This is a genomic window from Haladaptatus sp. CMAA 1909 (assembly GCF_043952005.1).
In the GTDB taxonomy this organism is placed as follows: Archaea; Halobacteriota; Halobacteria; order Halobacteriales; family Haladaptataceae; genus Haladaptatus.
On record NZ_JBIOAV010000003.1, the window covers coordinates 240,738 to 267,547 of the forward strand.

Genomic DNA, 26,810 nt, shown 5'->3' on the forward strand with positions numbered 1-26,810 from the left:
AGTGACCATGAACATATCGATATAGAGGATAGAAACGAAGCAGCGAATGAGCTATCAAGGATCGGTTCTCCATTTCATGCTTGTTGTATTATCCCGATTTTCCAGTACTTCCTCATCACTCAATAGACGTGGAAGCACTATTCTAATGGTAGGGTTCCAGTATCTATTAATATGAGATACGAACGACGAAACTAATTTATTCTGCGCCATCGGAGAGATTCGTATGCCAGAAGAAACCATCTACGAGGAGTTGAGCATCCCGCACGTCGTTAACGCGACGGGAACGAAAACACGAATCGGCGGCAGTCGAATTCGTTCTGAAGCCGTGGAGGCCATGGCCCGCGCATCTGAGGCGTTCGTTCGTCTCTCTGATTTGCAGGCCAAATCTAGTGAATTGATCGCCGAGGCGACGGGTGCAGACGCGGGATACGTCACCGCAGGTGCGTCGAGTGCCCTAGCGCTCGGGGCGGCTGCCTGCATCGTGGGCGATGATATCGGCGCAATGGCGCGATTGCCCAACACTGCGGACGTACCGAACGAAATCATCATGCCCCGAACGCACCGATCGGGTTATGACCACGCGCTTCGGAGCGTCGGCGCGCAAATCGTAGACGTGGGAACCAACGACTGCCACCTCGGAACCGGGTCCCGCAACATCGAACCTTGGGAAATCGCCGACGCTATCAACGAGGAGACGGCCGCAGTGGCCTACATGGAGAAGACCTATACCGAACCACCGCTGGAAGTCGTCTGCGAGATTGCACACGATCACGGTGTTCCAGTCATTGTAGATGCTGCCGCCGAACTCCCGCCCGTGAGCAACCTCACTGCGTTCATTGAGACTGGTGCCGATCTCGTCGCGTTCAGCGGTGGCAAGGCGATTCGCGGTCCCCAAACCACTGGTATCCTTGCTGGAAGAGCGGACCTCATTGAATCGGTCGCCGCCCAACACCTCGACATGCACGCAGCGGAGCAGGTATGGGAACCAGCCCCGACACTCGTAAACTCAAAGCGACTTGGCGGTGTCCCGCGTCAAGGAATTGGACGCTCAATGAAAGTCGGCAAGGAGGAAATTGTCGGCCTGATTCGTGCCCTCCAACTCTTCGTGGAGGAAGACCACGACGCTAAAATCGAGGGGTGGCTCGATCGTTCGCGGCGAATCTCCGATAGACTTGATGAGGTTCCCAGTCTTGAAACATCGCTTACGTCCGACGACAAGACCGCTGTTGCTCCAGAAGTCGTCGTTTCGGTCGATTCCGATGTCGCTGAAGTAACTGCAACGGATGTGGTCGGCGGTCTCAGACGCGAAAAACCACGTGTGTTTGTCGGTGCAGATGCACTCTCGGTAGGTGAATTCACGGTGAATCCGATGTGTCTCACAGACGAAGAAACCGAATACGTAGTCGAACGAATCATCGCGCAAGTCGAGAAGAAATCGAGCTAAATGTTAACGTGTGTCAAACTCGACAACACTTTTTATCACGTGGTCACCGGTTTCGAACGCCTTTTCGGCGTTCTTGGGACCATATACTCCCGTAATCAGCATATCAGTGAACCAGTCGGGGAACGCTGCGAGTGACTCCTTTGCCGCCTCGAAGTGCCGAATGTTAGAATTGACACTGCCTAGCAGTGCCTTGTTCTGGAGAACCATTTCTCGATGGAGTTCACCGCCGTTGATTTCGAACCCGTGATCGCTGGGGATGCCGAGCAGTGCAGCGACGCCATTCGGTGCGAGCGAGGAGACCGTTTCGAAGGCGTGGGGAGCATAGCCCGTCGATTCGTAAACGAAATCCATTGGCTCATGAGCGTCGGAAATTCCGGAAACGGATGTTTCGCGCGAATCGACATACTTTGCGCCCAATTTCTCGATGATATCTACTGTGGGGTCGGGGCGGTCACGGCGGCCAAGACAGTAGGTCCGCTTAAACGTGTCGTGGTTTACAAGCATCGCCAGCGTAAGGAGCCCGAGTGGACCATTGCCGAGCACAAGTGCTGATTCGGGGGTCCACTCGAACGGTGAACGACTAGCGAATGCATACTCGATGGCTTTTTCTGAGTTACTGACGGGTTCTATCAGAAACCCAGTCTCCGCGAACTCGTCAGCTATGGAAACAAGGAATTCCTCAGAACTAGTGAAATACTCTGCCATATAACCATGTGCACCAACGATACCGCGTTCGACGAATGCTCCGTCGGGAGCCACGTCTGGTTCGCCGCGTTCAAAGTATTTGTTCCACTCTCCAGGTGGTCTACGGACGGTCGGAACAACGAAATCTCCTTCTTCGAATCGAGTTCCGTTCGGGTCCTCCACGACCCCAACTGCTTCGTGCCCGAGAATTTGATAGTTCTCGCCTTTCGGAAAGCCGCCGTGATTTCCCTCGATAACTTCGTGATCCGTTCCGTCGATCCCGACACGGAGTGTTCATACGAGAACTTCTCCATTGTCCGGTTCCGGCTTCGGAACTTCAATTAATTGCGGGCCCGATTCGCTGCGGCGTACTGCAACCGCTCTCATACTCTTTACTTCTCCTCGTAGGCGCTCGCCACTACTTCGATTTCAACGCCGATATCGATGGGTAGATCTTCGACCTGAACCGCGCTTCGAGCAGGATACGGCGAAGTGAAGTTGTCTGCATACACTTCGTTTATCTCCTCGTAGTCCTCCATGTCCTGGACGAACACAGTTGCTTTCACTACGTCGTCTAGAGATCGCCCCGCCGCTGAGAGAACCGCTCCAATGTTCTCAAGTGTTCGCGTCGTTTGCTCTTTGATAGTATCACCGACGATGTCGCCGGACTCTGGGTCGACCGGTCCCTGCCCAGAGACGTAGATCCGGTTGCCGTCACGAATCGCTTGTGAGAACGGGCCAATGCTTGGCGGTGCGGCGTCAGTGTTTATCTCCTCCATAGTTAGTAGGTTCCTGATTTTATTGTTGTCGATTCTCTGCCAATTCTCGCGTCATTTCTCATTGCGAATACTTCTGCACAGGCGGTGTTAATTAGCATCAAATTAGTCTCCAAGTTGCCGAATTATAAAACTTCCTAAATAATATATCTCCCTCTTTGGCTTAAGCTTCACAGTTTAATTGATAGTCCTCTGGTGTATAAACTCCATTAAGCTATATTATTTTTCCGTCAATCAACAAGTGCATTCAAAACATACGCGTGGTTATATAGCACTGAAAACCACGTATTGAAAAAGTACACCACAGAGTATGAATTGCTGGACATCCTCTCTGAGATAAATTGCGGTTTTTGCGCTTTTCATTCTCATAATCGCTGTTCTTCCTGAACCACTGCCTGATAATTTTCGACATCATTTTTAGAATAAATAATAGCAAATTTGCCCTCCTATTACGGATTCAACTTGTTTGCCCATGAATAGAAAGAGATATACCGTAGGATTGGTGTATTTATGGTGATGAAAGCGGTCATTCTCGCTGCTGGTGAAGGATCGCGGCTCCGACCCCTTACAAATCGCCGTCCGAAGACTATGCTCCCTGTTGGCAACCAGCCACTCTTAGAGTCAGTCATCAAGTCGGTATCTGCGGCGGGAGTGACTGAAATTGTACTCGTTGTCGGCTACCACCGTGAGCGAATTCAGACATACTTCGGTGATGGTCAACAATGGGGTGTCGAGATCACCTATGCGGTACAAGAAAAGCAATTAGGAACTGGCCATGCCCTCCGGCAGGCTGAACCGTACATTGGATCGGACTTCATTGCGATGAACGGTGACCGATACATCGAACGAGAAATCATCGAGAATCTCATCGATGACCATCGAGAATCGGGGTCGGCGGGAGTAGCAACGACACGGGTTGAGACGCCCAGTAGGTTCGGCGTGATTGAATTCGACGGTCAGTACATCACTGATATTATCGAAAAGCCAACGCCAGGGACGACGAAGTCAGAACAAATCAATGCCGGCGTTTACGTGTTCGGACCGGACATTTTCGCAGCAATTCGCCAAACCGAGAGTCACGGAGAGATAGCTCTGACGCGGACGCTATGCAACTACGCAGAATCTCACTCACTCCGTGCGGTTCCCTACGACGGCCTTTGGGGCGATGTCTCACACCCCTGGGATTTGCTCTGGCTCAACGGTTACATTGCAGACAAGCAGAAAACCACCGACAATTCCGGCTCTACCGAGTCAGCATATGTTGCTCCCACAGCTGTTATTCACGACGACGTGACGATAGGGGATGATGTGACGGTGTCTTCGGGTGCTGCCATCCTTCGAGGAACATCGCTCGGGGAAAGCGCGACGGTTGGAATAAATGCCGTCGTCGAGAACGCTGTCATTTTCCCTGACGCGACCATCGAGGCGGGAGCGATCGTTCGAGACTGTATTGTTGGCGCGAATGCTACTATTGGGCCGAACACTACGGTTGAAGGTGGAAAAGCGGACGTTACTCTTGGGCAGACAGTTCACAGTGATGTGACATTTGGTGGCCTCATCGGAGACAACGGTAAAATTGGTGCTAACGTCACGGTGATGTCGGGGACGATTCTTGGAGAAGGAGTGACGGCAGAGAGTGGTACAGTACTTCGGGATCGAACTCAAGACGGTTCAATAATACGGAGAGGATAATTATGTGTGGAATCACAGGTTACATTGGAAATGACAATTGCTCGACCATCGTTGCACAGTGTTTGAAAAATCTCGAATATCGGGGCTATGATTCGACGGGTATTGCCCTGCTCGATGACTCGTTACGAGTACACAAACGGAGTGGTGAAATAGACAATCTGACCGTTCCGTCCACGTCGAACGCCAATTGTGGCATTGGTCACACGCGGTGGAGTACCCATGGGGCACCAACGGAGCGTAATGCGCATCCTCACACAGGGTGTTCAGACCAAGTAGCTGTTGTTCACAACGGAATTATCGACAACTACGAAGAATTCAAGGCTGACCTTCTCCCCAACCACACATTCACGAGCGAGACGGACACCGAGGTCATTGCACACCTCATCGAAGATGCCCTTCTGGACGACGTTGATCTCCGCGAGGCAGTCGAACGTGTTGTCTCAATGCTTTCTGGAAGTTTCGCTATTGCGGTCACCGCCGTCGGTTACGACGGTATCGTTGCCGCACGACAAGACAGTCCCCTTGTCATCGGCCACGCCGAGGATGCAACGTTCCTTGGGAGCGACGTGACCGCCTTCGTAGAGTATACGCGCACAGTGACGTTCCTCGAAGATGGCGATATTGCACATCTTACCGAGGATGGCGTGACCATCGTAAATGGAGGACAAGTCATCGATCGTGACTGCCAAACCGTCGATTGGGATGCCGAAGCGGCGGAAAAAGGCGGTTACGACCATTACATGCGGAAGGAGATTCATGAACAACCACGGGCAGTACGGCAGGCCCTTTCGGGCCGTATCGACGAACTCTCCGGAACGGTCGATCTCGATCTCTCTCTTTCAAAGGAGTACTGTCACTCCCTCGACGAGATTCAGATTGTCGCTTGTGGAACATCGTACTATGCGGGAATGTACGCTGCCAAGTTACTGGAGGAGGTTGCGGACGTTCGTGTCTCGGTTCATATCGCCAGCGAATACGAATTCAAAGCTAACCGCGACCCATGGCGAACGCTTGTCGTCGCGGTCACACAAAGCGGCGAAACCGCCGATACGCTCCGTGCCCTTCGCAAGGCCGCTGGTGCAGGTGCTCGGACGCTCGCAGTGACGAACACAGTTGGTTCGACTATCACCCGCGAAGTGGATGACACTGTGTACATTCGCGCCGGACCAGAAATCGGTGTCGCGGCCTCAAAGACATTCGTTTCGCAGGTAGCGACATTGACACTGGTCACGGTGTATCTGGGAGAACAACGGGAAGCGCTCTCCTCGAGCGAACGAACAACTGTTCTGAAAGAGCTATCAGCCATGCCGAGCGCGATTCAGCAGGTCCTTGACGCAGAAGAGACAGTACAGAGTGAGGCAGAGGCCTTTGCAGACAGTGATTCGTTCTTTTTCATTGGACGTCATTTTGGTCACCCAGTCGCGCTCGAAGGCGCGTTGAAACTCAAAGAAATTTCTTATGAACACGCTGAGGGATTTGCGGGCGGTGAACTCAAACACGGCCCGCTCGCGCTCGTGACTGAGAAGACCCCGGTCATCGCAATCCTCACCGACGAGACGAACGCCGCCGAGACGCTTAACAACGTCAAAGAAGTCGAATCTCGGGGTGCTCCTGTCATTGGAGTCACGTCCGAGACGGATCCGAATTCCGTGTTCAATACGGTATTCGAAGTTCCCTCGATCGGTCTGATGGAACCCGTTATCGCGAACATATATCTGCAGCTGTTTGCTTATCACGTGGCGAAGGAGAAGGGTCGAGCCATCGACAAGCCGCGTAACCTCGCCAAGAGCGTTACTGTAGAGTAGCGGCCGCGAAACGACCCTAATCTTCTTTGACACCCTCCTCGGCCTGCAGAGTGAGGTTTTGCACCTGTGATTCACATATGAAACTCTTGTTCCTGAGTGACGCCTTCAAGTGCCAGAACGAGCGACTTCCAAACGCGAGTCCCCTACCTTCGCTTTCGACGAGCCTCTTCGCAGTGATTGTCTTGGTCCGCTCGTCTTAGACGAAAGCTTGGACAACGGTGGCGATGACCCTTTTGCCGCGCTGGCCGAACCCGGTTAGTTCGCGTTCAAACTCCACGTCACTGCCGAGTTCATGTAATCGCTCGGCGAGCAGGCACTCGATCCGATTCTGGTCAAGATCCAGTAGGTAAGGATACGGATGTCGACCAAATCGGTGCTGAGTTGGAGTACCTGCTCGTTCCGGTCGTGCAGCGGCATTCCATCCCTTAGGCTAACCTCTGCCATCACGGCATCGAGGCCGCTAGCAATCCGGGTTCTCCTGCTGAAAATACACTTGACATCGGGGGTGTGACCTTTGGAGGGGACTGTGGGCCACGTGTCGAGTGTATCCGAGAACTGTGCGGCGCCGTTTCCCCTCTTACTCGTTCCCTTCGGTCGGTCGTTGAGAAAGGAGCCTTAGCCTCTCAATGAAGGAGACGCAACTAGCCAGCAGAAATTATGTGCTGGAGGTTGCGTACCTATTCGGTTCGATGCTGTCGGACGAACCCCTCTCCCGAACTCGGGATGTGAGAACCCATCGCGCGATACCTCCTGCGAAGTTGCGATTGGTCCTCACCGGATCACCATCATCGTGCCGTCGAGCGCGACACCGTTCGAGCAGGGTGTCGGGCAATCGATCGAGCAGCACCGTATCGCACGATAACCGACCCAGCTGATTTCGAACACTCATGTCTGATACGAACGTTCCGGACGAAACGGAAGTCGTCATCGTCGGCGCGGGACCGGGTGGCTACGTCGCGGCGATTCGCGCCGGGCAACTCGGCCTCGACGTCACGCTCGTAGAGAAGGAGGCGTACGGCGGAACTTGCCTCAACTTCGGGTGTATCCCATCGAAGGCGCTCATCTCGGCGACCGACGCCGCCCACGAGGCGGCGTCGGGCGAGGACCGCGGCATCCACGCCGACCCCGAAATCGACCTCTCCGAAACCGTCGATTGGAAGGACGACGTCGTGGACCGACTCACGGGCGGCGTCGAGCAACTCTGCAAGCAGGCGGGCGCGACGCTCGTCGAGGGCCGCGCCGAGTTCGCCGACGAAACGACCGTCACGGTCCACACCGACGACGGCGAACACGAACTGTCGTTCGACCACGCCGTCATCGCGACGGGTAGTCGTGCCATCGAACTTCCCGACTTCCCGTTCGAGGAGGACTCGATTCTCGACTCGCGAGGGGCGCTCGCGCTCGAAGAAGCGCCCGAATCGCTGGTCATCGTGGGCGCCGGCTACATCGGCATGGAACTCGCAACTGCCTACGCCAAGGCCGGAACCGACGTGACCGTCGTGGAGATGTTGGACGAGATCCTCCCCGGCTACGGAGCGGCGGCGAGCGAACTCGTTCGCGAGCGCGCGACGGACCTCGGCGTCGATTTCCACTTCGGCGAGCGGGCGGCGGACTGGCGCGACCGCGACGGTGGCATCACCCTCGTTACGGAGGACGAAGAGGGGGAAGAAGCAGAGTACGACGCCGAAAACGTCCTCGTCGCCATCGGCCGCGAACCAGTCACCGATACGGTGAACCTCGACGCGGTCGGCCTCGAACCGACCAATGACGGCTTCATCGAAACCGATGGACAGGGCCGCACCGAACACGAGAACGTCTTCGCCATCGGCGACGTGGCGGGCGAACCGATGCTCGCACACAAGGGGATGCGAGAGGGCGAAGTCGTGGCCGAAGTCATCGCGGGAGAACCGGCAGCCCTCGACTATCAAGCCGTCCCGGCGGTCGTGTTCACCGACCCCGAAATCGCGACGGTCGGGATGACCGAGGACGAGGCCACCGAGGACGGTTACGACGTGATAACCGGCGAGATGCCGCTCCGAGCGAGCGGCCGCGCGCTTACCCTGAACGACGACGAGGGATTCGTCCGCGTCGTGGCCGACGCCGACGAGGGATATCTCCTCGGCGCGCAACTCGTGGCTCCGGAGGCGTCGGAACTGGTCGCCGAGTTCGGACTCGCACTCGAACTCGGCGCGACCGTCGACGACGTCGCCGCGACGATTCACACCCATCCGACCCTCTCGGAGGCCGCGAAGGAAGCCGCGGCCAACGCACGCGACCACGCCATTCACACCCGAAACGACCGATGAGACCCTACAACCCATGAACCAGACTTCGACTTCACCCACGAACGAATCGCACCGCGCCGACACGAAACCACCGGTGATTCCGGTATCCACGGTGTCCGACCATGTCTGAAGAGAAGTGGTCTGAACGCGACCCGCCGCGCGACTTTCACCGACTCCTCGACGACGAGGGACACCTCCTCGACGGGGCGGACGTGCCGAGCTTCGAAGACGACGAACTCGTCGACTTTTACCGGACCATGGTCGCGACGCGGCGACTGGAGGACACGATGTTGGACATGCAGCGAAGCGGGGAGGCGAGCCTCGTCGCCCGCGAACTCGGCGAGGAGGCAACCCCGCTCGGTGCCGCCGCGGCGCTGAAGGAGGACGATTGGCTGTTCTACACCTACCGCCAGAACGCGGCGCTCCTCCACTGGGACGTGCCGATGGAGAAGGTAATCCTCGGGACGACCGGACAGGAACCCGAAACCATCGCCGAGGGCATCGACGACTGGGACTCCCCGGTGAACTTCTCGCCGGACTACACGCCCGTCGCGGTGAACGTGACGAACGCGGCGGGGTCGGCGATGACCGACCGGTTCCGCGACCGGGACACAGTCTCGATGGTCTTCATCGGGGACGGGTCCACGAGCGAGGGGTCGTTCCACGACGGGATGAACTTCGCAGGTGTCTTCGACGCCCCGGCGGTCATCGTCGTGCAGAACAACCAGTGGGCGATTTCTGAACCGTCACAGCGCCAGACCGCCGCCGAGACGTTCGCCCAGAAGGCCGAAGCGTACGGCGTTCCGCACGAACGCGTCGACGGCAACGACGTTCTCGCCGTCTACGACGCAGCGAGCGAAGCGGTCAAACGCGCCCGTGAAGGCGGCGGGCCGACGCTTGTCGAATGCGTCACCTACCGGATGGGGAACCACAACACCTCGGACAACGCGGACCTCTACCGCGACGAGGCCGAACTGAAAGACGAATGGGAGGGCCGCGACCCCATCGACCGGTTTTCGACCTACCTCGGTAACCGGAATCTCCTCGACGACGACCGGCGAGAGGAGATACGAAACGAGGTGGACGGGGCGGTGGACGACGCCGTCGAGACGGCCCGGAGCGTTCCCGACACCGACCCGATGCGGATGTTCGACCATCACCTCCACGGCACCTCGTGGCGAGAAGCCCACCAACGAACCGAGTTCCAGCGCGAACAAGAGGGGAAGAATCCGTTCACCGATTTCACCGGGGAGGAGTTCGATACGGAGCAATGGGACGGACACGGTCCCGACCTCGGCGTCGAAATCGCGCCGCTCGACCCCGACGAGGATGACGTGGAGACAGAAGACTGGAACATCGTGACGGCCGTGAACCGGACGCTCCGTCAGGAGATGAGCCGGGACGACGCGATACGAATCCTCGGGTACGACATCGGCCCCATTGGCGGCGTCTTCCGTGCCACCGAGGGACTCCTCGACGAGTTCGGGTCGAACCGCGTGATAGACACGCCGCTGTCCGAAAACGGCATCGTCGGCACCGCGGTGGGAATGGCGATGCGGGACGACCGACCGGTCCCCGAAATCCAGTTCATGGGCTTTTCGTACCCCGCCTTCGGCCAGTTCATGTACGCCGTCGCCAAGATGTACGAGCGCACCGGCGGCGACATCGAACTGCCGATGACGATTCGGATGCCGTACGGCGGCGGTATCAAGGCGCTCGAATACCATCAGGAGTCGACCGAAACGTTCCAGATTCACACCCCGGGCGTCCGCGTCCTCTGCCCGAGCACGCCGTATCAGGCCAAAGGGTTGTTGGCGTCGAGCATTCGGTGTGACGATCCGGTCGTGTTCATGGAGCCGAAACGCATCTATCGAGGCTTCGACGAACCGGTGCCGACCGAGGAGTACACGCTCCCGTTGGACGAGGCGCGAACCGTCCGCGAGGGCGAGGACGTGACGGTGCTCACGTGGGGGGCGATGGTCCGCCACGCCGAGAGCGCCGCGGAGGAAGTCGATGCGGACGTCGAAATCATCGACCTCGTCACGCTCTCGCCGCTCGACGTGGAGACGATTTTGGAGTCCGTGAAGAAGACCGGCCGGTGCGTCGTCGTCCACGAGGCGCGGCGCACGCTCGGCCTCGGCGCGGAACTCTCGGCGCTGGTCAACGAGTACGCGTTGGACCGATTAAAAGCTCCAGTCAAGCGGGCGACGGGATACGACGTCCACTTCCCGGACAACGACATCGAGGACGACTATCTCACGGACGCGGAGCGGGCGAAGTTCGCCATCGAGGCGGTGATGAGCTATGAGTACTGAACACGCGACAGGCCGACGGCGATTCCCAGCGGAACCGTTCGAGGACCACACCATCACCCGAAGGAGGTGGTCGGCGTGACCGCCTACGAGTTTGAACTCCCCGACCCCGGAGAGGGGTTGACCGAGGCGGAACTTGTGGAGTGGCACGTCGAAGAAGGAGACGACATCGAGGAACACGACGTCCTCTGCGAGGTGGAGACGGACAAGGCGGTCACGGACGTCCCGTCACCGTGTCCCGGAACCATCGAGGAGCGACGGGTCGAACCGGGCGACGTCGTGCAGGTCGGCGAAGTCGTCGCCGTCATCGAGACGGACTCACCGCCGAGCGGCGGTGATGAAGCCGAGGCGGCCGAGGAGGCAGCGGAAGAAGCCGACACCGAACAGGAGACGAAAGCCGAGGAGGAAGGTTCCGAGGAAGCTCAAGCGGACGCCGAGGAGGAGACGGAACCGACGGAGGAATCCGAAGAGGAATCGGTAGCGGAAGAAGCGGCGGAGGAGGAAACGGAACCAGCGGAAGAGACGGCCACAGAGGAATCCGAATCCGATGAGGCGGAGGAAAGCCAAGTCGAGGAGGAAGCCGAGAGCGAAGCGGAGGGCGAGGAGTCACAGTCTCCCACGACGTCGGAAGACCGGGTGTTCGCGGCACCGCGGACCCGAGCCTACGCCCGCGAGCAGGGCGTCGACCTATCGGACATCGACGGGTCGGGACCGAACGGACGCGTCGTCCGCGACGACATTGACGCGCGAGTATCCGGTGGAACGACGGGAGAGACGGCCGAAACGGGTGACGAGGCGACCTACGCCATCGAGCATCCGACGACCGAAATCGAACCGGTCGAAATCGACGAGGACGAGGAGCGCGCCGAACGGCGTGACCTCTCGGGACTTCGCGCTCGAATCGCCGAGAACATGTCCCGCTCGGCCGCCGTCGTCCCGCAGTTGACCTCCGGGTTCCAGGCCGACGCCACCGAACTCGTCGAACTCAAGGAGCGTCTCGACGCGGAACACGACGTTCACATCACCTACACGCCGATTCTGCTCAAGGCTGTCGTTCCGGCGCTGAAGGAGTTCCCGATGGTGAACGCCAGCATCGACGACACGACGGACGAAATCGTGGAGAAGTACTACTACAACGTCGGGTGTGCGACCCACACCGAGAGCGGACTGATGGTTCCCGTCATCAAGGACATCGACAGCAAGTCCATCGTCGAGGTGGCGCGTGAACTGTCGGACCTCACCGAACAGGCGCGTGAACGGTCCATCGACGCGGCCGACATGCAGGACGGTACCTTCACCGTAACCAACCTCGCCAGCTTCGGCGAACATCGAACGTTCGGGACGCCCATCATCAACTACCCCGAAGTCGCGATTATGGGTATCGGACGGATTCGAGAGGAACCGGTCGCTACCGAGGACGGCGAGGTCGAGGTACGACCGCAGATAGACCTCAGCCTCTCCTACGACCACCGCCTCGTGGACGGGGCGAAGGCGAACCAGTTCATGGAGTACGTCATCGACGGCATCGAGGACACCGACCTCCTCCTTGGTCGCCTCTAAAGGACGGCGTCGTCCCGTCGGCCACCATTTATGTGTGTCTCGCACACGACCAACCGATATGACCCGAATCGCAGTCACGGGCGCGTCAGGTAACGTCGGAACGGAAGTCAGGAAGGCCTTCGATGACCACGACCTCACGCTCATCACGCAGCACGAGCGCGACGACATGGACAGCATTCCGGTCGACGTGACAAACAGGGACGCGTTCGTCGACGCCCTCTCCGACGAGGACGTTCTCATCCACCTCGCGGCGAACCCCTCCCCGTACGCCGACTGGGACGACGTTCACACGGTGAACGTCGAGGGGACGTACAACGCGTACAAAGCGGCGGTCGAGAACGGACTCGACCGGGTTGTCTACGCGAGTTCGAACCACGCCATCAACGGGAACGAAACCGTCGACCCAGACGAACCCGAAACGTTGCAGGAGGACACGCCGGTCGTCAACCACGATGCCCGACCGCATCCCGATTCGTGGTACGGCGTGACGAAAGTGTCGAGCGAAGCCATCGGCAACCGCTTCGCCAGTCAGAGCGGCATCGAAGCGGTGAACCTCCGCATCGGGTGGCTGATGTCGCGCGAGAACCTCCGGGAAAGCCAGGAGGACCCCGATACTGACTACCCGGAAGCGTACGCTCGGTTCGCACGTGCGATGTGGCTCAGCCCCCGCGACTGTCACGACGCGTTACGGTCCGCCGCGTTCGCCGACATCCCGACGAACCCGGTCACGGCCCACGCCATATCCCGAAACGACGAACGCTGTCTCTCGCTCACCCACACGCTCAAGTCCATCGGCTATCGACCGAGAGACGACTCGGCCGAAGTACTCGAAAACGACGGCTAATGACACGTCGTTGTCATCCGCACAATAGACGTTCGACTCCGCTCAGTCCCGGGTCTCCGGCCCGTGTCCGTACGGGTCTCCCTCGATTCCGGCGGTGTCGAACGTGAACTCGTCGTCCTGTTCCTCCGCGATGTAAAGCGCGCTGTTGAGCAGGCCGATGTGGCTGAACGCCTGCGGGAAGTTCCCTAGTTGTTGCCCTGTCTCGACGTCCAATTGCTCGGCAAGGAGTCCAACCGGACTCGAATAGCTCAAAACGTTGTCGTATATCTCCCACGCCCTGTCCACTCGACCGGAGCGGGCGAGCACCGAGACGAGCCAGAACGAACAGAGGAGGAACACCCCTTCGTCGCCGGGCAATCGGTCACCTCCCTCCTTGTATCGATATACGAAACCCTCCGGTGTGGCGAGCGTCTCTCTGATCGTCTCGATGGTTCCCTGCACTCGGTCGTCGTCTATCGGGAGGAAGCCCATGAGGGGAATCAAAAGCCCCGTCGCGTCGATGGTATCGCCCTCGAACGTTTGCGTGAAACTGTGTTTCTCCTCGTCGAACCCCCGTTCGATAATCGCCTCCCTGATATCGGAACGGTAGTCCCGCCAGCGTGCCTCCGGTGCGTCGAACCCCTCCTTTTCGGCCATATCGAGAGCGCGGTCTATCGCCACCCAGCACATTACCTTCGAATACACGTAGTGGCGTTCCTCCCTGCGTGGCTCCCAGATTCCCGAGTCCGGTTCGTCCCATCTGCGACAGACGTATTCGACGATGTCGTAGACGGCATTCCAGTCGTCCTCGCTGATTCTTCTGTCGGTTCCAACCAACTGGTACACCGCCTGCACGAGTTCGCCGTAGATGTCGAGTTGAAATTGGTTCGCAGCCTCGTTCCCTATCCGAACGGGTTTCGACCCACGGTAGCCCGAGAGGTGGTCGAGTTGCTCCTCAGGAATATCGGATTGGCGCTTCAGGCTGTACAACGGTTGGAGGCTCCTCGGATTGGTCGAGCGACTGAGGTCGAGGAAGTGGTCGAGATAGGCTTCCGCCTCTTCGGCGTGTCCGAGGTGCGTCAGTGCACGGATGGTGAACGCGCTGTCCCGAATCCAACTGTACCGATAGTCCCAGTTCCGAACCCCGCCGATACTCTCCGGCAGCGACGTCGTCGGGGCCGCACAGATGCTTCCGGTGTCCAACTGCGTGAGGAGTTTGAGGACGAGTCCCGACCGAATGATGTGGTCGTGTCCCAGTTCGTCGAAGGGACACTCGGATCGCTCGCAGGTGTGACTCCACTCCCGCCAATACTCGGCAGTCTCGTCCAGTACCTCTTCACAGGCGTTGTGACTCACCGGTTCGTGGGTGTCGTACTGGAACACGTACCAGTCGCTCTCGTCCTCGTCGAGCGCGTACGTCGCGTGAGCGATGCCGTCCTCGATGTACGTGTTCCTCGTCGTCGAGAGGAACGCACGTTCGTCGTCGCTAGTCGCTCGAACCCCACCTGACGTAGGTTCGAGGCTGGTCTCGGCGCGTGCGTAATCGAAGCGAGGGCGGAACTCCACGTCGATATCGACCGACCCCTCCGTACACGTCACCTGCCGGTAGACGGCGTGTTTCGGATACTCCTTCGCGACTCCTTCTCCGATGACCGGCATGAAGTCGGTGACGACGCACTCGCCCGACGACGTCCGAAACGTCGTTTGGAGGACGTTCGTGCGGCTGAGATACTGTTGGCTAGCCTCGTACTCCTTGACGGGCGAGATGGCGAACCGCCCGCCCCGGTCGGCGTCGAGAATTCCGGCGAAAACGCTCGACGAGTTCACGCTCGGAAAACACGCCCAGTCTATCGATGCGTCGGTGCTTACGAGGACGCATGTCTCCAAATTCCCGATAACTCCGTACTCCGAAATCGGCGTAAACGAACCCATCTATACTCACTCCCTTTTCGATCGAATCACTGTCATACCCTCGAAACTCCCTGTATCCATCGTCGTCGGACTCCCGGCTACGACCCTGTTTCTATTCATTATTGTGCTCCGTCGAACGCTCGACCGTGGTCCATTCCCGTGTGCTGACCGTCGGCACTGGACTCACGAATCACAACGCATCGTCCACGGCCTCCATAGTGAGTTCGGCGAGCGACGGGACCGTGACGTCGGCGACCCCGGAGCCCTCGTCCGAAATCCAAACGGTGACGAAGCCGTTCTGCCTTGCCGGAACGAGGTCGTCGCCGAGGCGGTCGGCGACGTACACGTACTCGTCCGCCGGCCGCTCGCTCTTTGCCCCCGTGAACATCTCGTCCTTCGGCTTCATCGTGTCCAACTCGCCCGAGACGAGGACGTGTTCGAAGTAGTCGGCGATGCCGTGTCTCGCCAGTTTCTCCCGTTGAATGTCGCTCGCACCGTTGGTGATGATTCCGAGGACGGTGACGTCGGAGAACCCGTCGAGAACGTCCTTCGCCCCGTCGGCGAGGCGGGTGTTCTCCACCTTTCGCCATTCGAGGTCGCGGGTGAACGCGTCGGTATCGACGTCGATTCCGAGATGGTCCGTGAACGTCTCGACGGCCTCCCGGTAGCCGTCCGCGACGTTTCGCCGGAAATACTGCTCCACCAACCCGTCGAACTCGTGGACCGATTCGTCGTCGAGTTCGATATCGAACGCTTTCGCGGTTTCGACGATTTCCTCCTCGTCGCGTCGTTTTTCGAGGAGCGTTCCGTCGATATCGAAGTAGACAGCGACGGTCCGCTCGGACTTCCCCGTCTCATCTCGTACCATCTCGGGCTCGCCTCCGTTTCGCCTCACATGTCGTTCCACGCTCTCGCCGCCGCTACCCACGAGTACGATTCCCCTATCCACCGGGCCGATATCGCCTTCTTGAGCATACGGGCTCCCGGCCCACCGAACGTGTTGAGCGGGATTCCGATGACGTCGTGTGCGACCGCCCTGTCTCCGACGGAGACCAGCGTGCCCTTGTTGATGTACGACCAGTGGACTGGTTCGCTCCCCGCTATCATGCGCGCCACGTTCTCGCCGACGTGTTCTCCTTCCTCCATGGCCGCTTCGGCCGTCGGCGGGGGAACGTCGTCCGTGTCGGGGTGGACGATGGCTTCCCACGCGTCCTGTTCGGAGAGCGGCCCGCCCTCGGCGTCCTGTTCGACGAGCGCCGCGTCGCCGATGGCGAGAACGCGGTCGTCGCTCGTTTTGAACGTCGAATTCGCGTAGGCGCGGTTGTGTTCTTTCTCGATATCGACGTCGGAAAGCGCGTCGTCCCCCTGCACGCCGCCGGCCCACACGAACACGTCGTACTGGAGCGGGTCCTCCCCCTCGAACTGAATCGTCGTATCGTCCACCTCGGACACCGTCGCACCCGTCATGATGTCTATATCCTTCCGTTCGAGTTCGTTCTGAATCGCCCCTTGGAACTCGTGGTCGTGTCCCGGGAAGATTTCGTCCTCCATCTCGATGATTCGTATCTCGATGGGGAGGTCGCGTTCGTCGCGTAACGCGGCCACCTCACCCGCGGTTTGGATGCCGGTCAGTCCGGCACCCCCGATGACCACCTGTGCCGGGTCGTCTTCGGTCGCATCGGTTGCGGCCGCCATGACCTGCTGGTGTATCGTCATTGCGTCGCCGAGGCTCTTGAGCGTGAGCGCGTGCTCCGCCAACCCGTCGATACCGTAGAACGCCGTCTGGCTGCCGAGGCAGACGATGCAGTAATCGTAGTCGATGGAGTCCTCCCCTTCGAGATGAACGACGTGGTCGTCCACGTCGAGACCGTTGACCGTCCCGTGGACGAACTCCGTGTCCTCCGATTTGAGGTCGTCTATCGGAATGACGACCTTGTCACGGACCGCCGGTTTCCGTATGCAGCGATGGACCTCGTGTAACACCAGATGATGGTTCGTCTCCGATACCCAGACGATATCGGCGTCCTTCTCCTCCAACTCGTCTTCGAGGCTCTGTACGGCCGCGACCCCGGCGTATCCCGATCCGAGGACGGCGATTGTCGTTGACATGGTTTTGTGAGTCGTCGTGATCGATTTCGAAATCGGTCGTTTGTCCGTTCTTCTCCCGTTTCCTGTCCGTATATCTCTCCGCCACAGCGGCAGGTTCGCGTGGTCGTACGCTACGACGGTTTCGGTGTTAAGCCTCGTGCCTGCCAACGCCGGACTCGGACGAACGCGGCTACAAATTTTACCCGGACGGACACCGTGGAGGAGATATGGAGATTTCGAGAATCGAATCCACCGAGTTCTCCTATCCCATCGAAAACGTCGGATCGGACGACGGCTTCAACCTCGTTTACGACCCGGATTCGACGACGGATCGGAGCCTGTTCGCCATCGAGATTCACACCGACGAGGGTCTCACCGGCGAGTTCGTCGGCGGAAACTCGCCCGGATTCGCCCAAATCAACGAAATCGCCGACAACCTCATCCGTGCGGACCCGCTCCGCCGCGAGCGACTGTGGTCCGAGATGAAACGCGGCCTCAGGAAGTACGATCGAATGGGTATCGGACCCGTGGATATCGCGTTGTGGGACCTCGCGGGGAAACGCTACGACGCGCCGATTCACGAACTGCTCGGGTCGTACCGTACACGCCTCCCGGCCTACGCGTCGACCTATCACGCCGACGACAACGGCGGTCTGGACTCGCCCGGTGCCTACGCCGACTTCGCCGAGGCGTGTCTCGAACGCGGCTTTTCCGGCTTCAAAATCCATGGGTGGGGCGGGAGCGACGAGCGACGGGACATCGACCGCGAAATCGAAACGGTCCACGTGGTCGGCGAGCGCGTCGGCGACGAGATGGACCTCATGTTGGACCCTGCGTGCGAGTACGAGACGTTCGGCGACGCTTTGCAAGTCGGTCGCGCGTGCGACGACGAGGAGTTCTATTGGTACGAAGATCCGTACCGCGACGGGGGAATTTCGCAGTACGGCTACCGAAAGCTACGCCAGCAGATAGACACGCCGCTGTTGCAGACCGAACACGTCCGCGGGTTGGAGAGCCACACCGATTTCCTGCGGAACGACGCCACCGACTTCCTTCGCGCGGACCCCGCCTACGACGCGGGTATCACCGGCGCGATGAAAATCGCTCACATGGCCGAAGGGTTCGGCGTCGACGTGGAGATTCACTCGCCCGGTCCCGCACAACGCCACTGTATGGCGGCGATTCGGAACGCCAACTACTACGAGATGGCGCTCGTCCATCCCGAGTGCGAAAACACGACGCCGCCCGTGTACGAGGGCGACTACGTGGACGACCTCGACGCCATCGACGACGACGGCACCGTTCCCATCCCGGACGGTCCCGGATTGGGCGTCGAGTACGATTGGGACTACATCGAGGACCACCGGGTCGGCGGTCGCACCTACGAGTGAAGCTTTGTAGCCGTGCGGCCGAACGACGGTCGTGAGCCGCCGTCCACCGTTAAATAAAGGGGGCTTGTTATTGCAACCAGCATGATTATACAGCGGCTTCGGCAATCGAGGGTATGGCAGAACTGGAAGCCGAGTTCGAAAAGAGTCGGTCGGAGGTCGCGACGTATCTGCGCGAGTTCGCGGACAAACTGGATTCCGACGGAACGGGTCGTTCCGACGGGACCGGTCCCGAGACGGGTATCGCAACGAACGAGTCCCGGGAAGCCGGTTCCGCGACCGACTCGGTGGGGAGTTCCCCGTCGGAGTCGCTCGAATCGACGAGCACGCAGAAGGTGACGCTCCTCGTCGGGAACGAGAGCGCGACGATGAACCCGCCGGAGACGGTCTCGTTCAGCGTCGCCGTCGATTCGGACTCCTCGCTGATGGACTCCGGGTCCGAAGAGAGCGTGAGTTTCGTCCTTCGGTGGGCGAGCGACGAGGTCGAAACGGACGACGAACTCAGCGTTCACTGATTCGGATCGACGATCTTCGACCGATCGTCACCAGCAGGACCCACCTCCGACGGTGGCAATCACTGTTATGCGTTTCCGTCCGTTAGTTCATGCCGTCATGGTTCACTCGACTTGGGGCGACTGGTTCGTCCGTGACGAGGTCGAAGCGGCGAACGTGGACGGATTATCGGTATGGTATCTCGGCTGTAACGGGTACATCCTGCGCACCGAGGAGACGACGCTGTACCTCGACCCGTACTTCGGGGACGGGTCGCCGCCGCGAACGATTCGGATGATTCCGGTTCCCATGGACGCCGCCGATGCGACGATGTGCGACGCGGTGTTCGTCACGCACGAACACATCGACCACATGCACCCGCCGTCCTACGGCCCGGTCGTGGAGAACCTCGGTGCGAACGTCTACGCGCCGAACGAAGCGTTCGAGAACCCCGCCTACGACGGCGACCTCCGCGTATCGGACGTCGACCGGAACGTCGTCTCGCCCGGCGACGACATCTCGATCGGAGACCTCGACGTCCACGTCCGGAGCGCGAACGACCCGGATTCAGCGGAACCCGTGAGCTACGTCGTGGAACACGAATCGGGGACGTTCTTCGCGCCGGGCGACTCGCGTCCCGCCGACGCGTTCTACGAAATCGGTGATGAGTTCGACATCGACCTCGGCGTTCTCGCTCACGGGACGACCGGAAACATCTATCATACCGAGGACGGCGAAACCTACGTCACCGATTGGTACAACGACGGGACGCAGGTCGCGCAGGCGGTCAACGCGCTCTCGCTCGACCGCTTCGCCCCGGTCCACTGGGACGTGTGGCGGGGCGTCGAAGCGGACCCGAAAGCGCTCCGCAAATACCTCTCGTCGTACGAATACCCCCGCGTCTTCGAAACCATCCGTATCGGCGACCGACTCGCCATCGACCGTCCGGGCGTCATCCGCCCCAAATCGATCCGGGAACACTGAGAGTTCCGGCGCGTCGCGATTCGAGGGGCCTCGCTTTCGAACGCAACGAGTATACTTACCATCCTCTCTCGCGTACGTTTCCAGCCATGGGAGCCGTTCACTTCGATTACGACGGGGAAACGGTCATCGTCACCGGTGCGAGTTCGGGTATCGGCCGCGCAATCGCGCTTCGATTCGGCGAGGCGGGCGCGACGGTCATCAACGCCGACGTGCGCGAGGAGCCGAAATCCGACGGCGAGCCGACGCACGAGAAGATCGTGGACGAGCACAAAGGAACGGCGGAGTTCGTCCACACTGACGTCTCCAAACCCGGCGAACTGGAAGCCATGGTCGAGGCGGCCCGCGAGTACGGCGGTGTCGACGTGATGGTGAACAACGCCGCGATGCAACACAGCGAAGCCTTCCTCGACGTGGATCAAGAGGCGTTCGATAAGCTTCACCACACCAACATCCGCGGGTACTTCTTCGGCACGCAGGCCGCCGCCAGGGACATGATCGACCGAGGGGAGGAAGGCTGTATCGTCAACACGGCGTCCATCAGTTCCGAAGTCGCCCAGCACGACCAAGTGCAGTACGACTCGACCAAGGGCGCTATCGAGATGATAACGAAAGGGACGGCGCTCGAACTCGCCGACCACGGCATCCGCGTCAACGCCGTCGCCCCAGGCCAAATCGCCACGGAGTTCACGGAGGGGTGGAGCGACGAAGCGCAGGAAGCGGCCGGCGAAGGTGGCTTCATCAAACCGGTTCCGCTCGGTCGGGCGGGATTCCCGGAGGACATCGCCGGACCCGCGCTCTTCCTCGCGAGCGACGACGCCGACTACATCACCGGCGAACTGCTGTTCGTCGACGGCGGCTGGACGGCGATTTAGGCGGCTTCGACCTCTGATGTGGTCGGTTGTCGAGGTGTCCTAGCGGGTGCCGGGAAACGCCACTATTTTTTCTCGTTTGCAAACCACGAGTGAGAAACGACCGTCCGATAGCCGCTTCACCGACTGACGTGGAACTCGAAGAACTAAAAAATCGGTTCGAAACCGTCGTCAGTAGTTGTCGTAGACGGTCTTGATGATGGTGAAGTAGTCCATCCCCTCCTCTCCCTGCTCGCGGTACGTCTCGCTCGACGAGGCGTTCATGCCGCCGAACGGGACGTGCAGTTCGAGGCCGGTCGTCTTCTCGTTGACTTTCAGAACGCCGAAGTCCGCGTCCTGTACGAAGCGGTTCGCTTCGGAGTGATCATCCGTGACGATGCCCGCCGACAGGCCGAACTCAACGTCGTTGGCGATTTCGATTGCTTCGTCGAAGTCGCTGTACGACATGACGCCGACGAACGGGCCGAACACCTCCTCCTGCATGATCTGCATGTCCGAATCCACGTCGGAGAAAATCGTCGGTTCGACGAAGTAGCCGTCCTCGTGCTCTCCGTCGTCGAGTTTCTCACCGCCGTACTCCAACGTCGCTCCCTCTTTCTGCCCCGTTTCGACGTACTCTAAGGTGGATTCGAGTTCGCTCTCCGAGACCTGCGGACCCATGTCCGGGTCGTCCAGACCGGTCCCGATGTCGAGGTTCTTGGCGTACTCCACGAGTTCGTCCACGAAGTCGTCGTACATCGAATCGTGGACGATGACGCGTTCGGTCGCCGTACACGCCTGTCCGGTGACGCCGAATGCACCGCCACCGACCACTTCGACGGCCGTTTCGAGGTCGGCGCTCGGCGTGACTACGGTCGGATTCTTGCTTCCCATCTCGGTCTGTGCGCGCTTGTGGGCGTCCGTCGCCTGTTCGTACACCATCTCCCCGATCGACTGACTCCCGGTGAAGGAGACGGCGTCGACGTCCTCGTGTTCGATGATGGCGTTTCCGACGTCCTCGCCGCTTCCCGTGACGAAGTTGAAGATGCCGTCCGGAGCGTCGTACTCGTCGGCGGCCTCGTCGATACACTCGACCACTTTCGCGAAGACGGTCGGCGCGTCCATCGCGGGTTTGAGCACGACCGTATTTCCGGTCGCTAACGCCGGCGCACTCTTCCACGACGGAATGGCGATGGGGTAGTTCCACGGCGTGATGAGCGAAGCGACGCCGATGGGTTCGCGTATCGTGTAGAGGTTCTGGTCCTCGGAACTCGGTCGTTGCCGGGTTCCGGCGTAATCCATCGCCCGCTCGGCGTAGTAATAAAAGATGTTGATGGCGCGATTGACCTCCGCGTTCGCCTCCGCTCGGGTCTTTCCCTCCTCGCGAACCATCGTTTCGGTGAGTTCGTCCTCACGGTCGTCCATGCGTTTCGCCGTCGCACGCAACACCTTCCCGCGAGTCGGTCCGGGCGTGTCGGCCCACTCCTCCTGTGCCGCTGCCGCCGCTTCGACCGCACCTCGTGCGTCCCCGGCGGTCGATTGCGGGAACTCCGCGACGATTTCCTCCGTATCTGCGGGATTGTGGACTTCAAACTGTTCGCCCGATTCCGATTCTCTCCACTCCCCGTCGACGTAGTTGGTGTAGGTTTCGGGCATCGACAGAACGTATGCACGTGAATCACTCCGTTCTTTTGGCTCGTCGGTTCGCCGCCGGATCTTAGTGAGTCAAGACCCTACTCGTTGCTATGCGCTACCATCACATATCGTCGGATGATGGCCCCCGTCTCCTCGCGCGAGAGGAGGAGAAGGCGTACGACCTCACTGCCGTCACGGACATCTCCTCGTTCCGTGAGTTGGCGCTGGCCGCGTCCGCCGTCGGAGCGGACGTGGACGACGTGTGTCGAAACCATCTCGACGAGGCACCGTTGCTCGATGCCACCGAACTCGCATCGGAGTCGGACCGCCCGGCGGTTCCCGACGAGGTTTGGGCCGCCGGTGTGACGTACGAGACGAGCAACGACGCCCGCAACGAGGAGAGTGGACGCTCCTCGATGTATCAGGGCGCGTTCGAGAACGACCGACCGGAACTGTTCTTCAAGGCCACGCCCAGTCGAACGGTTGGACCGGAGGAGGCCGTCGGTATTCGTTCCGACTCCGAGTGGGACGTTCCGGAACCCGAATTGGCGGTCGTCGTCGCCCGCGGGAACGTCGTCGGGTACACGGTCGGAAACGACATGAGCAGTCGGTCGCTGGAGGGGCAAAATCCGCTTTACCTCCCGCAGGCGAAGATATTCGATCGGTGTTGTGCCATCGGGCCGTGTATCGCCTCGCCGGAAACGGTCGGTGATCCCCGCGACCTGACGATGACGATGCGCATCGAACGCGACGGAGAAGTGATGTTTGACGGTTCAACGTCGACGTCACGGATGGTGCGAACCTGCGAGGAACTGGTCTCGTACCTCACCGAACACGACTCGGTGCCGGAGCTGACGGTCCTCCTGACCGGTACGTCGCTCGTCCCGCCCGACGACTTCACGCTCGCGGCGGGCGACCGTATCGAAATCGAAATCGAAAACATCGGGACGCTCCGCAACAGCGTCAAAACGTTGTAATCGAAGGCACGAACGACGGATAATCTTGTACTAAATTATCAATATTAACCGGAATAAAGTAGCTTTTAGTTTCCTATACGTTCCAAAGGACAAACGTCTGTGACGAAGGTGAAATTCCAGAATTCACAGAAAAAGCGACATACAACGCGGTTAATCGTTTCCCAGAAATATTAGGAATATTATCGTTCGTGACCGGCCGATGCAGCGTGACGATCCCATGATTTCGTCCAATACCATCGAAAAAGCGTTCTATACTCTCTGTGATCGCCTACTGCTTCAAAATGTGGTGGGTGAGGAGATGAGAGATCATCAACGTTTAGTATTGTGATAATAATGCAATACTAATGGCGTCCACGACGATCTCCTTTCCCGGGAACGAGGACGCAGGAGGATGGCAACGAAGACGGTTCGGCGTCGATCGGTGATCGTACGACGGGGACGCGTTTTCGAACGGATCGTTCCGACGACGTGACCGAGTGGGATTACAGGCCTACGAATGTAACAGGTGTTCGTCGCACGCGCTTCGCTACCCGTCAGCGAACGAGGAATCGGTTCGACCGGAAACCTCGACCCGCTCCGAGCCATTTTGACTCCTAATCACGCCATCTTCGATGACCACATTCCAAAGTACAGTCACGTCAACGCGTTGTGGTTCCTTTCGTCGTTCGATTCCCAACCTCAATGCGTCACATAATCGATCGTTTGTGGAATCGCGCTACCGTTTTCGGCCGACCATATCACGCCTGTCTCGCCGTGGCGTCGACCACGTTGCGCAGAAGTAGTTCGAGCGTCATGGGTCCGACGCCGCCCGGAACGGGCGTGATGGCGCTCGCTTTCTTCCTGACGCCTTCGAAGTCGACGTCACCGACGAGTTCGTACCCCTTGTCATCGTCGGTTTCGACGCGGTTGACGCTGATATCGACGACAGAAACGCCGGCCGAAACCATCGACTCGTCGATCAGTCGCGGAGCGCCCGCGGCCGTCACGAGAATCTCCGCATCGCGGGTCTTGGCCGGTAGATCCGTCGTCGCCGTGTGACAAACCGTGACCGTTGCGTCCCCGCCCGAACCGCGGGCGAGCAGCAGGTTCGCGAGCGGCTTACAGATGGCGGTGTTCCGACCGACGATGACCACGTCTCGACCCGCCGTTTCGACGTCGTAGGCCGCGAGAAGCCGCAACACGGCGGCGGGAGTGGCGGGCGTCACGCGTGGCGATCCGACCACGAGACGCCCCAGGTTCACAGGCGCGAAGCAATCGACGTCCTTCGCCGGGGGCACGCGGTTTCTGACGGCGCGTTCGTCGACGTGGTCCGGGAGGGGTACCTGTACGAACAGCGCCGTCACGTCTTCGTCCGCACCGAGCCGTTCGACCGCTCGGTAGAGTTCCTCCGCCGGCGCGTCCGGCGGAACGTCGACCCGCTTCGTCGATATCCCGACCTTCTCGCACGTGTCGTGCTTTTTGTCCATGAACGCCTCGTCCGCCTCGTCGTCGCTCATCAGCACCGTTCCGAGCGTCGGCGTGACGCCCCGACTCCGGAGCACGCCGAGTCGCTCGCTCGTCCGTGTACGCAAGTCGTCCGCGAGCGGTCGGCCCCGCATCAGTGTCGCGTCTGTCATCGATTTCGTATGCTCCGCCGGGAGAGAAGTATTCTTCGGGGAATCGACCGCCGCGACGATTCGTCGCTTGAATCCGACGGCAATGTGACGGTCCGTCGGGTAGTCACGCTGGCTCGCGGGATACATATTTGGCGGAGGGTTACGATGGTGTACCCATGACCGGCGAGTGTTACTACTGTCACGGAATCGTGCTTCCGAGCGAGGACGGCGATATCCTGTTGGACGGCCACGCGAACCACCGAATCTACATGCACGAACAGTGTGGAGCGAGCCACGACGTCATCGTACAGCGGACGGACGGAACCGACGCCGTCGAGATAACCTGTCCGGAATGCGGTGCCGTCGAGACGCACTGACGACCGCCGTCCCGATCGACCGACCTAGGAGCGCGTCCGTCGACGCTACGGGAGATCGATGGAGACGCCCGACCGCAGGCTCGCCGCCTTGACGGTGTTGTACATGAGCATCGCTATCGTGAGCGGCCCGACGCCGCCCGGGACGGGCGTGATAGCGTTCGCCTTCTCCTTCGCGCTGTCGAAGTCGACGTCGCCGACGAGTTCGTAGCCCTTCTCGTTGTCGGCGGTGACGCGACTGATTCCCACGTCGATGACGGTCACTCCCTCCGAGAGCATGTCGCCGTCTATCATCTCGGGAACGCCCGCCGCGGCGACGACGATGTCGGCACCGCGGGTCTTGGCGGCGAGATCATCGGTCCGGGAGTGACAGACGGTCGTCGTCGCATTCCCCCCTTCATCCCGTTGGATGAGCAGGTTCGCCATCGGCTTTCCCACGATGTCGGAACGGCCGACGATGACGGCATCCTTGCCCTCGGTATCGACGTCGTACGCCGCGAGTATCTTTTGCACGCCGTGGGGCGTACAGGGTTTGTAGCGGGCGTTTCCCGCGACCAGTCGTCCGACGTTCTCCGGATGGAAGCCGTCAACGTCCTTCATCGGGTCGATGCGTTCCAAAACCGCCCGTTTTTCGATGTGCTCCGGAACGGGCATCTGGACCAGGATCCCGTCGACGGCCGGGTTTTCGTTCAGTCGGTCGATGCGGTCGAACAGCGTTTCGGCCGGTTCGTCCGGGTCGATCTCGTGGTGGATTCCCTCGATACCGACCTCCTCGCAGGCCCGCTGTTTCATCGAGACGTACGTCTCGCTGGCCCCGTCCGTGCTCATCAGTACCGTCGCCAGTCCGGGCGTCACCCCCTCGTCGGCCAACTGGTTCGAACACGTCTTCACGTCCGTTCTGATTCCATCCGCAATCTCGTTGCCGTCGATTATCGTAGTCATGGTTCGTGAACTCGCCGTCGTCGGTGGCGCCGTTCGGTTCGCTCGCTCATCGTTCGAGCGGGAATTCCGGCACGTCGATACGCTGACCGGAGGCGACTCCGCTGCCTAGCCGACGCTCGGCTATCGCTATCGTGTTCGGATAGTATAGGCGGGAATGGTGAATAGTTCACCCATTGAAGTGATGATGAATATTCG

21 protein-coding genes and 1 pseudogene are annotated in these 26,810 nt (G+C 59.7%); 13 read left to right on the forward strand and 9 right to left on the reverse strand.

Going from position 1 to position 26,810, the window contains the following annotated elements; translation table 11 throughout:
* The first annotated feature begins 223 nt into the window (after positions 1 to 223).
* The gene (locus tag ACGYLY_RS23160; RefSeq protein WP_395285135.1) at positions 224 to 1,444 is read left to right on the forward strand and encodes an aminotransferase class V-fold PLP-dependent enzyme; all 1,221 of its coding nucleotides are present in this window, start codon (positions 224 to 226) and stop codon (positions 1,442 to 1,444) included.
* A gap of 3 nt (positions 1,445 to 1,447) precedes the next feature.
* Here the strand turns inward: ACGYLY_RS23160 and ACGYLY_RS23165 are convergent.
* Both ACGYLY_RS23165 and ACGYLY_RS23170 read right to left on the reverse strand, forming a co-directional pair.
* Positions 1,448 to 2,515 (reverse strand): annotated as a pseudogene (locus ACGYLY_RS23165) (glucose 1-dehydrogenase).
* 5 nt (positions 2,516 to 2,520) lie between these two features.
* Entirely contained in the window at positions 2,521 to 2,907 is a 387-nt protein-coding gene (locus ACGYLY_RS23170; protein ID WP_395285136.1) for a Rid family detoxifying hydrolase, read from the reverse strand.
* 513 nt (positions 2,908 to 3,420) lie between these two features.
* Here ACGYLY_RS23170 and ACGYLY_RS23175 point away from each other — a divergent pair.
* Positions 3,421 to 4,596, forward strand: coding sequence for a sugar phosphate nucleotidyltransferase (locus ACGYLY_RS23175; RefSeq protein WP_395285137.1), 1,176 nt, complete (start codon positions 3,421 to 3,423; stop codon positions 4,594 to 4,596).
* 2 nt (positions 4,597 to 4,598) lie between these two features.
* Entirely contained in the window at positions 4,599 to 6,401 is a 1,803-nt protein-coding gene (gene glmS, locus ACGYLY_RS23180; RefSeq protein WP_395285138.1) for a glutamine--fructose-6-phosphate transaminase (isomerizing), read from the forward strand.
* A gap of 255 nt (positions 6,402 to 6,656) precedes the next feature.
* On the opposite strand, the gene ACGYLY_RS23185 is transcribed toward glmS, so the two are convergent.
* A complete protein-coding gene (locus tag ACGYLY_RS23185; protein ID WP_395285139.1) occupies positions 6,657 to 6,818 on the reverse strand; it encodes a hypothetical protein in 162 nt (53 codons plus the stop codon).
* Between the two features lie 470 nt (positions 6,819 to 7,288).
* On the opposite strand from ACGYLY_RS23185, the gene lpdA reads away from it, so the two are divergent.
* From lpdA to ACGYLY_RS23205, 4 genes are all read left to right on the forward strand, one after another.
* Positions 7,289 to 8,707 carry a dihydrolipoyl dehydrogenase gene (gene lpdA, locus ACGYLY_RS23190; protein WP_395285140.1) on the forward strand — a complete coding sequence of 473 codons (1,419 nt, stop codon included), beginning with the start codon at positions 7,289 to 7,291 and terminating at the stop codon, positions 8,705 to 8,707.
* 101 nt (positions 8,708 to 8,808) lie between these two features.
* Positions 8,809 to 11,001, forward strand: a complete 2,193-nt coding sequence (locus ACGYLY_RS23195) for a thiamine pyrophosphate-dependent enzyme (RefSeq protein ID WP_395285141.1) — start codon at positions 8,809 to 8,811, stop codon at positions 10,999 to 11,001.
* Between the two features lie 75 nt (positions 11,002 to 11,076).
* On the forward strand, positions 11,077 to 12,558 hold the full coding sequence (locus ACGYLY_RS23200) for a dihydrolipoamide acetyltransferase family protein (protein WP_395285142.1): 1,482 nt from the start codon (positions 11,077 to 11,079) through the stop codon (positions 12,556 to 12,558).
* 58 nt (positions 12,559 to 12,616) lie between these two features.
* Positions 12,617 to 13,402: an NAD-dependent epimerase/dehydratase family protein gene (locus tag ACGYLY_RS23205; RefSeq protein ID WP_395285143.1), complete on the forward strand. Its 786-nt coding sequence runs from the start codon at positions 12,617 to 12,619 to the stop codon at positions 13,400 to 13,402.
* Between the two features lie 42 nt (positions 13,403 to 13,444).
* Here ACGYLY_RS23205 and ACGYLY_RS23210 read toward each other — a convergent pair whose 3' ends face one another.
* The 3 genes from ACGYLY_RS23210 to ACGYLY_RS23220 form a co-directional block, all read right to left on the reverse strand.
* Positions 13,445 to 15,313 carry a glycoside hydrolase family 15 protein gene (locus tag ACGYLY_RS23210; RefSeq protein ID WP_395285144.1) on the reverse strand — a complete coding sequence of 623 codons (1,869 nt, stop codon included), beginning with the start codon at positions 15,311 to 15,313 and terminating at the stop codon, positions 13,445 to 13,447.
* 169 nt (positions 15,314 to 15,482) lie between these two features.
* Entirely contained in the window at positions 15,483 to 16,160 is a 678-nt protein-coding gene (locus tag ACGYLY_RS23215; protein WP_395285145.1) for an HAD family hydrolase, read from the reverse strand.
* A 23-nt stretch (positions 16,161 to 16,183) separates the two neighbouring features.
* Positions 16,184 to 17,401 (reverse strand): NAD(P)/FAD-dependent oxidoreductase, encoded by a 1,218-nt coding sequence (locus ACGYLY_RS23220; protein ID WP_395285146.1) that lies wholly within the window; start codon positions 17,399 to 17,401, stop codon positions 16,184 to 16,186.
* A gap of 206 nt (positions 17,402 to 17,607) precedes the next feature.
* Here ACGYLY_RS23220 and ACGYLY_RS23225 point away from each other — a divergent pair, with 206 nt between their 5' ends.
* The 4 genes from ACGYLY_RS23225 to ACGYLY_RS23240 all read left to right on the forward strand — a co-directional run bounded on the left by ACGYLY_RS23225 (position 17,608) and on the right by ACGYLY_RS23240 (position 21,116).
* Positions 17,608 to 18,771 (forward strand): enolase C-terminal domain-like protein, encoded by a 1,164-nt coding sequence (locus ACGYLY_RS23225; protein ID WP_395285147.1) that lies wholly within the window; start codon positions 17,608 to 17,610, stop codon positions 18,769 to 18,771.
* A 113-nt stretch (positions 18,772 to 18,884) separates the two neighbouring features.
* On the forward strand, positions 18,885 to 19,283 hold the full coding sequence (locus ACGYLY_RS23230; protein WP_395285148.1) for an amphi-Trp domain-containing protein: 399 nt from the start codon (positions 18,885 to 18,887) through the stop codon (positions 19,281 to 19,283).
* Between the two features lie 97 nt (positions 19,284 to 19,380).
* The gene (locus tag ACGYLY_RS23235) at positions 19,381 to 20,244 is read left to right on the forward strand and encodes an MBL fold metallo-hydrolase (RefSeq protein WP_395285149.1); all 864 of its coding nucleotides are present in this window, start codon (positions 19,381 to 19,383) and stop codon (positions 20,242 to 20,244) included.
* Positions 20,245 to 20,330: 86 nt separating this feature from the next.
* The gene (locus ACGYLY_RS23240) at positions 20,331 to 21,116 is read left to right on the forward strand and encodes an SDR family NAD(P)-dependent oxidoreductase (RefSeq protein ID WP_395285150.1); all 786 of its coding nucleotides are present in this window, start codon (positions 20,331 to 20,333) and stop codon (positions 21,114 to 21,116) included.
* Between the two features lie 168 nt (positions 21,117 to 21,284).
* On the opposite strand, the gene ACGYLY_RS23245 is transcribed toward ACGYLY_RS23240, so the two are convergent.
* A complete protein-coding gene (locus ACGYLY_RS23245; RefSeq protein WP_395285151.1) occupies positions 21,285 to 22,748 on the reverse strand; it encodes an aldehyde dehydrogenase family protein in 1,464 nt (487 codons plus the stop codon).
* An 89-nt stretch (positions 22,749 to 22,837) separates the two neighbouring features.
* Here ACGYLY_RS23245 and ACGYLY_RS23250 point away from each other — a divergent pair, with 89 nt between their 5' ends.
* Positions 22,838 to 23,704 carry a fumarylacetoacetate hydrolase family protein gene (locus ACGYLY_RS23250; protein ID WP_395285152.1) on the forward strand — a complete coding sequence of 289 codons (867 nt, stop codon included), beginning with the start codon at positions 22,838 to 22,840 and terminating at the stop codon, positions 23,702 to 23,704.
* Between the two features lie 737 nt (positions 23,705 to 24,441).
* Here ACGYLY_RS23250 and ACGYLY_RS23255 read toward each other — a convergent pair.
* A complete protein-coding gene (locus tag ACGYLY_RS23255) occupies positions 24,442 to 25,320 on the reverse strand; it encodes a bifunctional 5,10-methylenetetrahydrofolate dehydrogenase/5,10-methenyltetrahydrofolate cyclohydrolase (protein WP_395285153.1) in 879 nt (292 codons plus the stop codon).
* 155 nt (positions 25,321 to 25,475) lie between these two features.
* On the opposite strand from ACGYLY_RS23255, the gene ACGYLY_RS23260 reads away from it, so the two are divergent.
* Positions 25,476 to 25,676, forward strand: a complete 201-nt coding sequence (locus tag ACGYLY_RS23260) for a hypothetical protein (protein WP_395285154.1) — start codon at positions 25,476 to 25,478, stop codon at positions 25,674 to 25,676.
* Positions 25,677 to 25,721: 45 nt separating this feature from the next.
* On the opposite strand, the gene ACGYLY_RS23265 is transcribed toward ACGYLY_RS23260, so the two are convergent.
* A complete protein-coding gene (locus ACGYLY_RS23265; protein WP_395285155.1) occupies positions 25,722 to 26,615 on the reverse strand; it encodes a bifunctional methylenetetrahydrofolate dehydrogenase/methenyltetrahydrofolate cyclohydrolase in 894 nt (297 codons plus the stop codon).
* Between the last annotated feature and the right edge of the window lie 195 nt (positions 26,616 to 26,810).

Coding starts and splice junctions, on each gene's coding strand:
- ACGYLY_RS23225 (WP_395285147.1), top strand. CDS start 17,608: ATGGAGATTTCGAGAATCGAATCCACCGAGTTCTCCTATCCCATCGAA.
- glmS (WP_395285138.1), top strand. CDS start 4,599: ATGTGTGGAATCACAGGTTACATTGGAAATGACAATTGCTCGACCATC.
- lpdA (WP_395285140.1), top strand. CDS start 7,289: ATGTCTGATACGAACGTTCCGGACGAAACGGAAGTCGTCATCGTCGGC.
- ACGYLY_RS23185 (WP_395285139.1), bottom strand. CDS start 6,818: ATGCCGCTGCACGACCGGAACGAGCAGGTACTCCAACTCAGCACCGAT.
- ACGYLY_RS23210 (WP_395285144.1), bottom strand. CDS start 15,313: ATGGGTTCGTTTACGCCGATTTCGGAGTACGGAGTTATCGGGAATTTG.
- ACGYLY_RS23205 (WP_395285143.1), top strand. CDS start 12,617: ATGACCCGAATCGCAGTCACGGGCGCGTCAGGTAACGTCGGAACGGAA.
- ACGYLY_RS23245 (WP_395285151.1), bottom strand. CDS start 22,748: ATGCCCGAAACCTACACCAACTACGTCGACGGGGAGTGGAGAGAATCG.
- ACGYLY_RS23175 (WP_395285137.1), top strand. CDS start 3,421: ATGAAAGCGGTCATTCTCGCTGCTGGTGAAGGATCGCGGCTCCGACCC.
- ACGYLY_RS23160 (WP_395285135.1), top strand. CDS start 224: ATGCCAGAAGAAACCATCTACGAGGAGTTGAGCATCCCGCACGTCGTT.
- ACGYLY_RS23230 (WP_395285148.1), top strand. CDS start 18,885: ATGGCAGAACTGGAAGCCGAGTTCGAAAAGAGTCGGTCGGAGGTCGCG.
- ACGYLY_RS23195 (WP_395285141.1), top strand. CDS start 8,809: ATGTCTGAAGAGAAGTGGTCTGAACGCGACCCGCCGCGCGACTTTCAC.
- ACGYLY_RS23235 (WP_395285149.1), top strand. CDS start 19,381: ATGGTTCACTCGACTTGGGGCGACTGGTTCGTCCGTGACGAGGTCGAA.
- ACGYLY_RS23255 (WP_395285153.1), bottom strand. CDS start 25,320: ATGACAGACGCGACACTGATGCGGGGCCGACCGCTCGCGGACGACTTG.
- ACGYLY_RS23215 (WP_395285145.1), bottom strand. CDS start 16,160: ATGGTACGAGATGAGACGGGGAAGTCCGAGCGGACCGTCGCTGTCTAC.
- ACGYLY_RS23250 (WP_395285152.1), top strand. CDS start 22,838: ATGCGCTACCATCACATATCGTCGGATGATGGCCCCCGTCTCCTCGCG.
- ACGYLY_RS23260 (WP_395285154.1), top strand. CDS start 25,476: ATGACCGGCGAGTGTTACTACTGTCACGGAATCGTGCTTCCGAGCGAG.
- ACGYLY_RS23220 (WP_395285146.1), bottom strand. CDS start 17,401: ATGTCAACGACAATCGCCGTCCTCGGATCGGGATACGCCGGGGTCGCG.
- ACGYLY_RS23170 (WP_395285136.1), bottom strand. CDS start 2,907: ATGGAGGAGATAAACACTGACGCCGCACCGCCAAGCATTGGCCCGTTC.
- ACGYLY_RS23240 (WP_395285150.1), top strand. CDS start 20,331: ATGGGAGCCGTTCACTTCGATTACGACGGGGAAACGGTCATCGTCACC.
- ACGYLY_RS23265 (WP_395285155.1), bottom strand. CDS start 26,615: ATGACTACGATAATCGACGGCAACGAGATTGCGGATGGAATCAGAACG.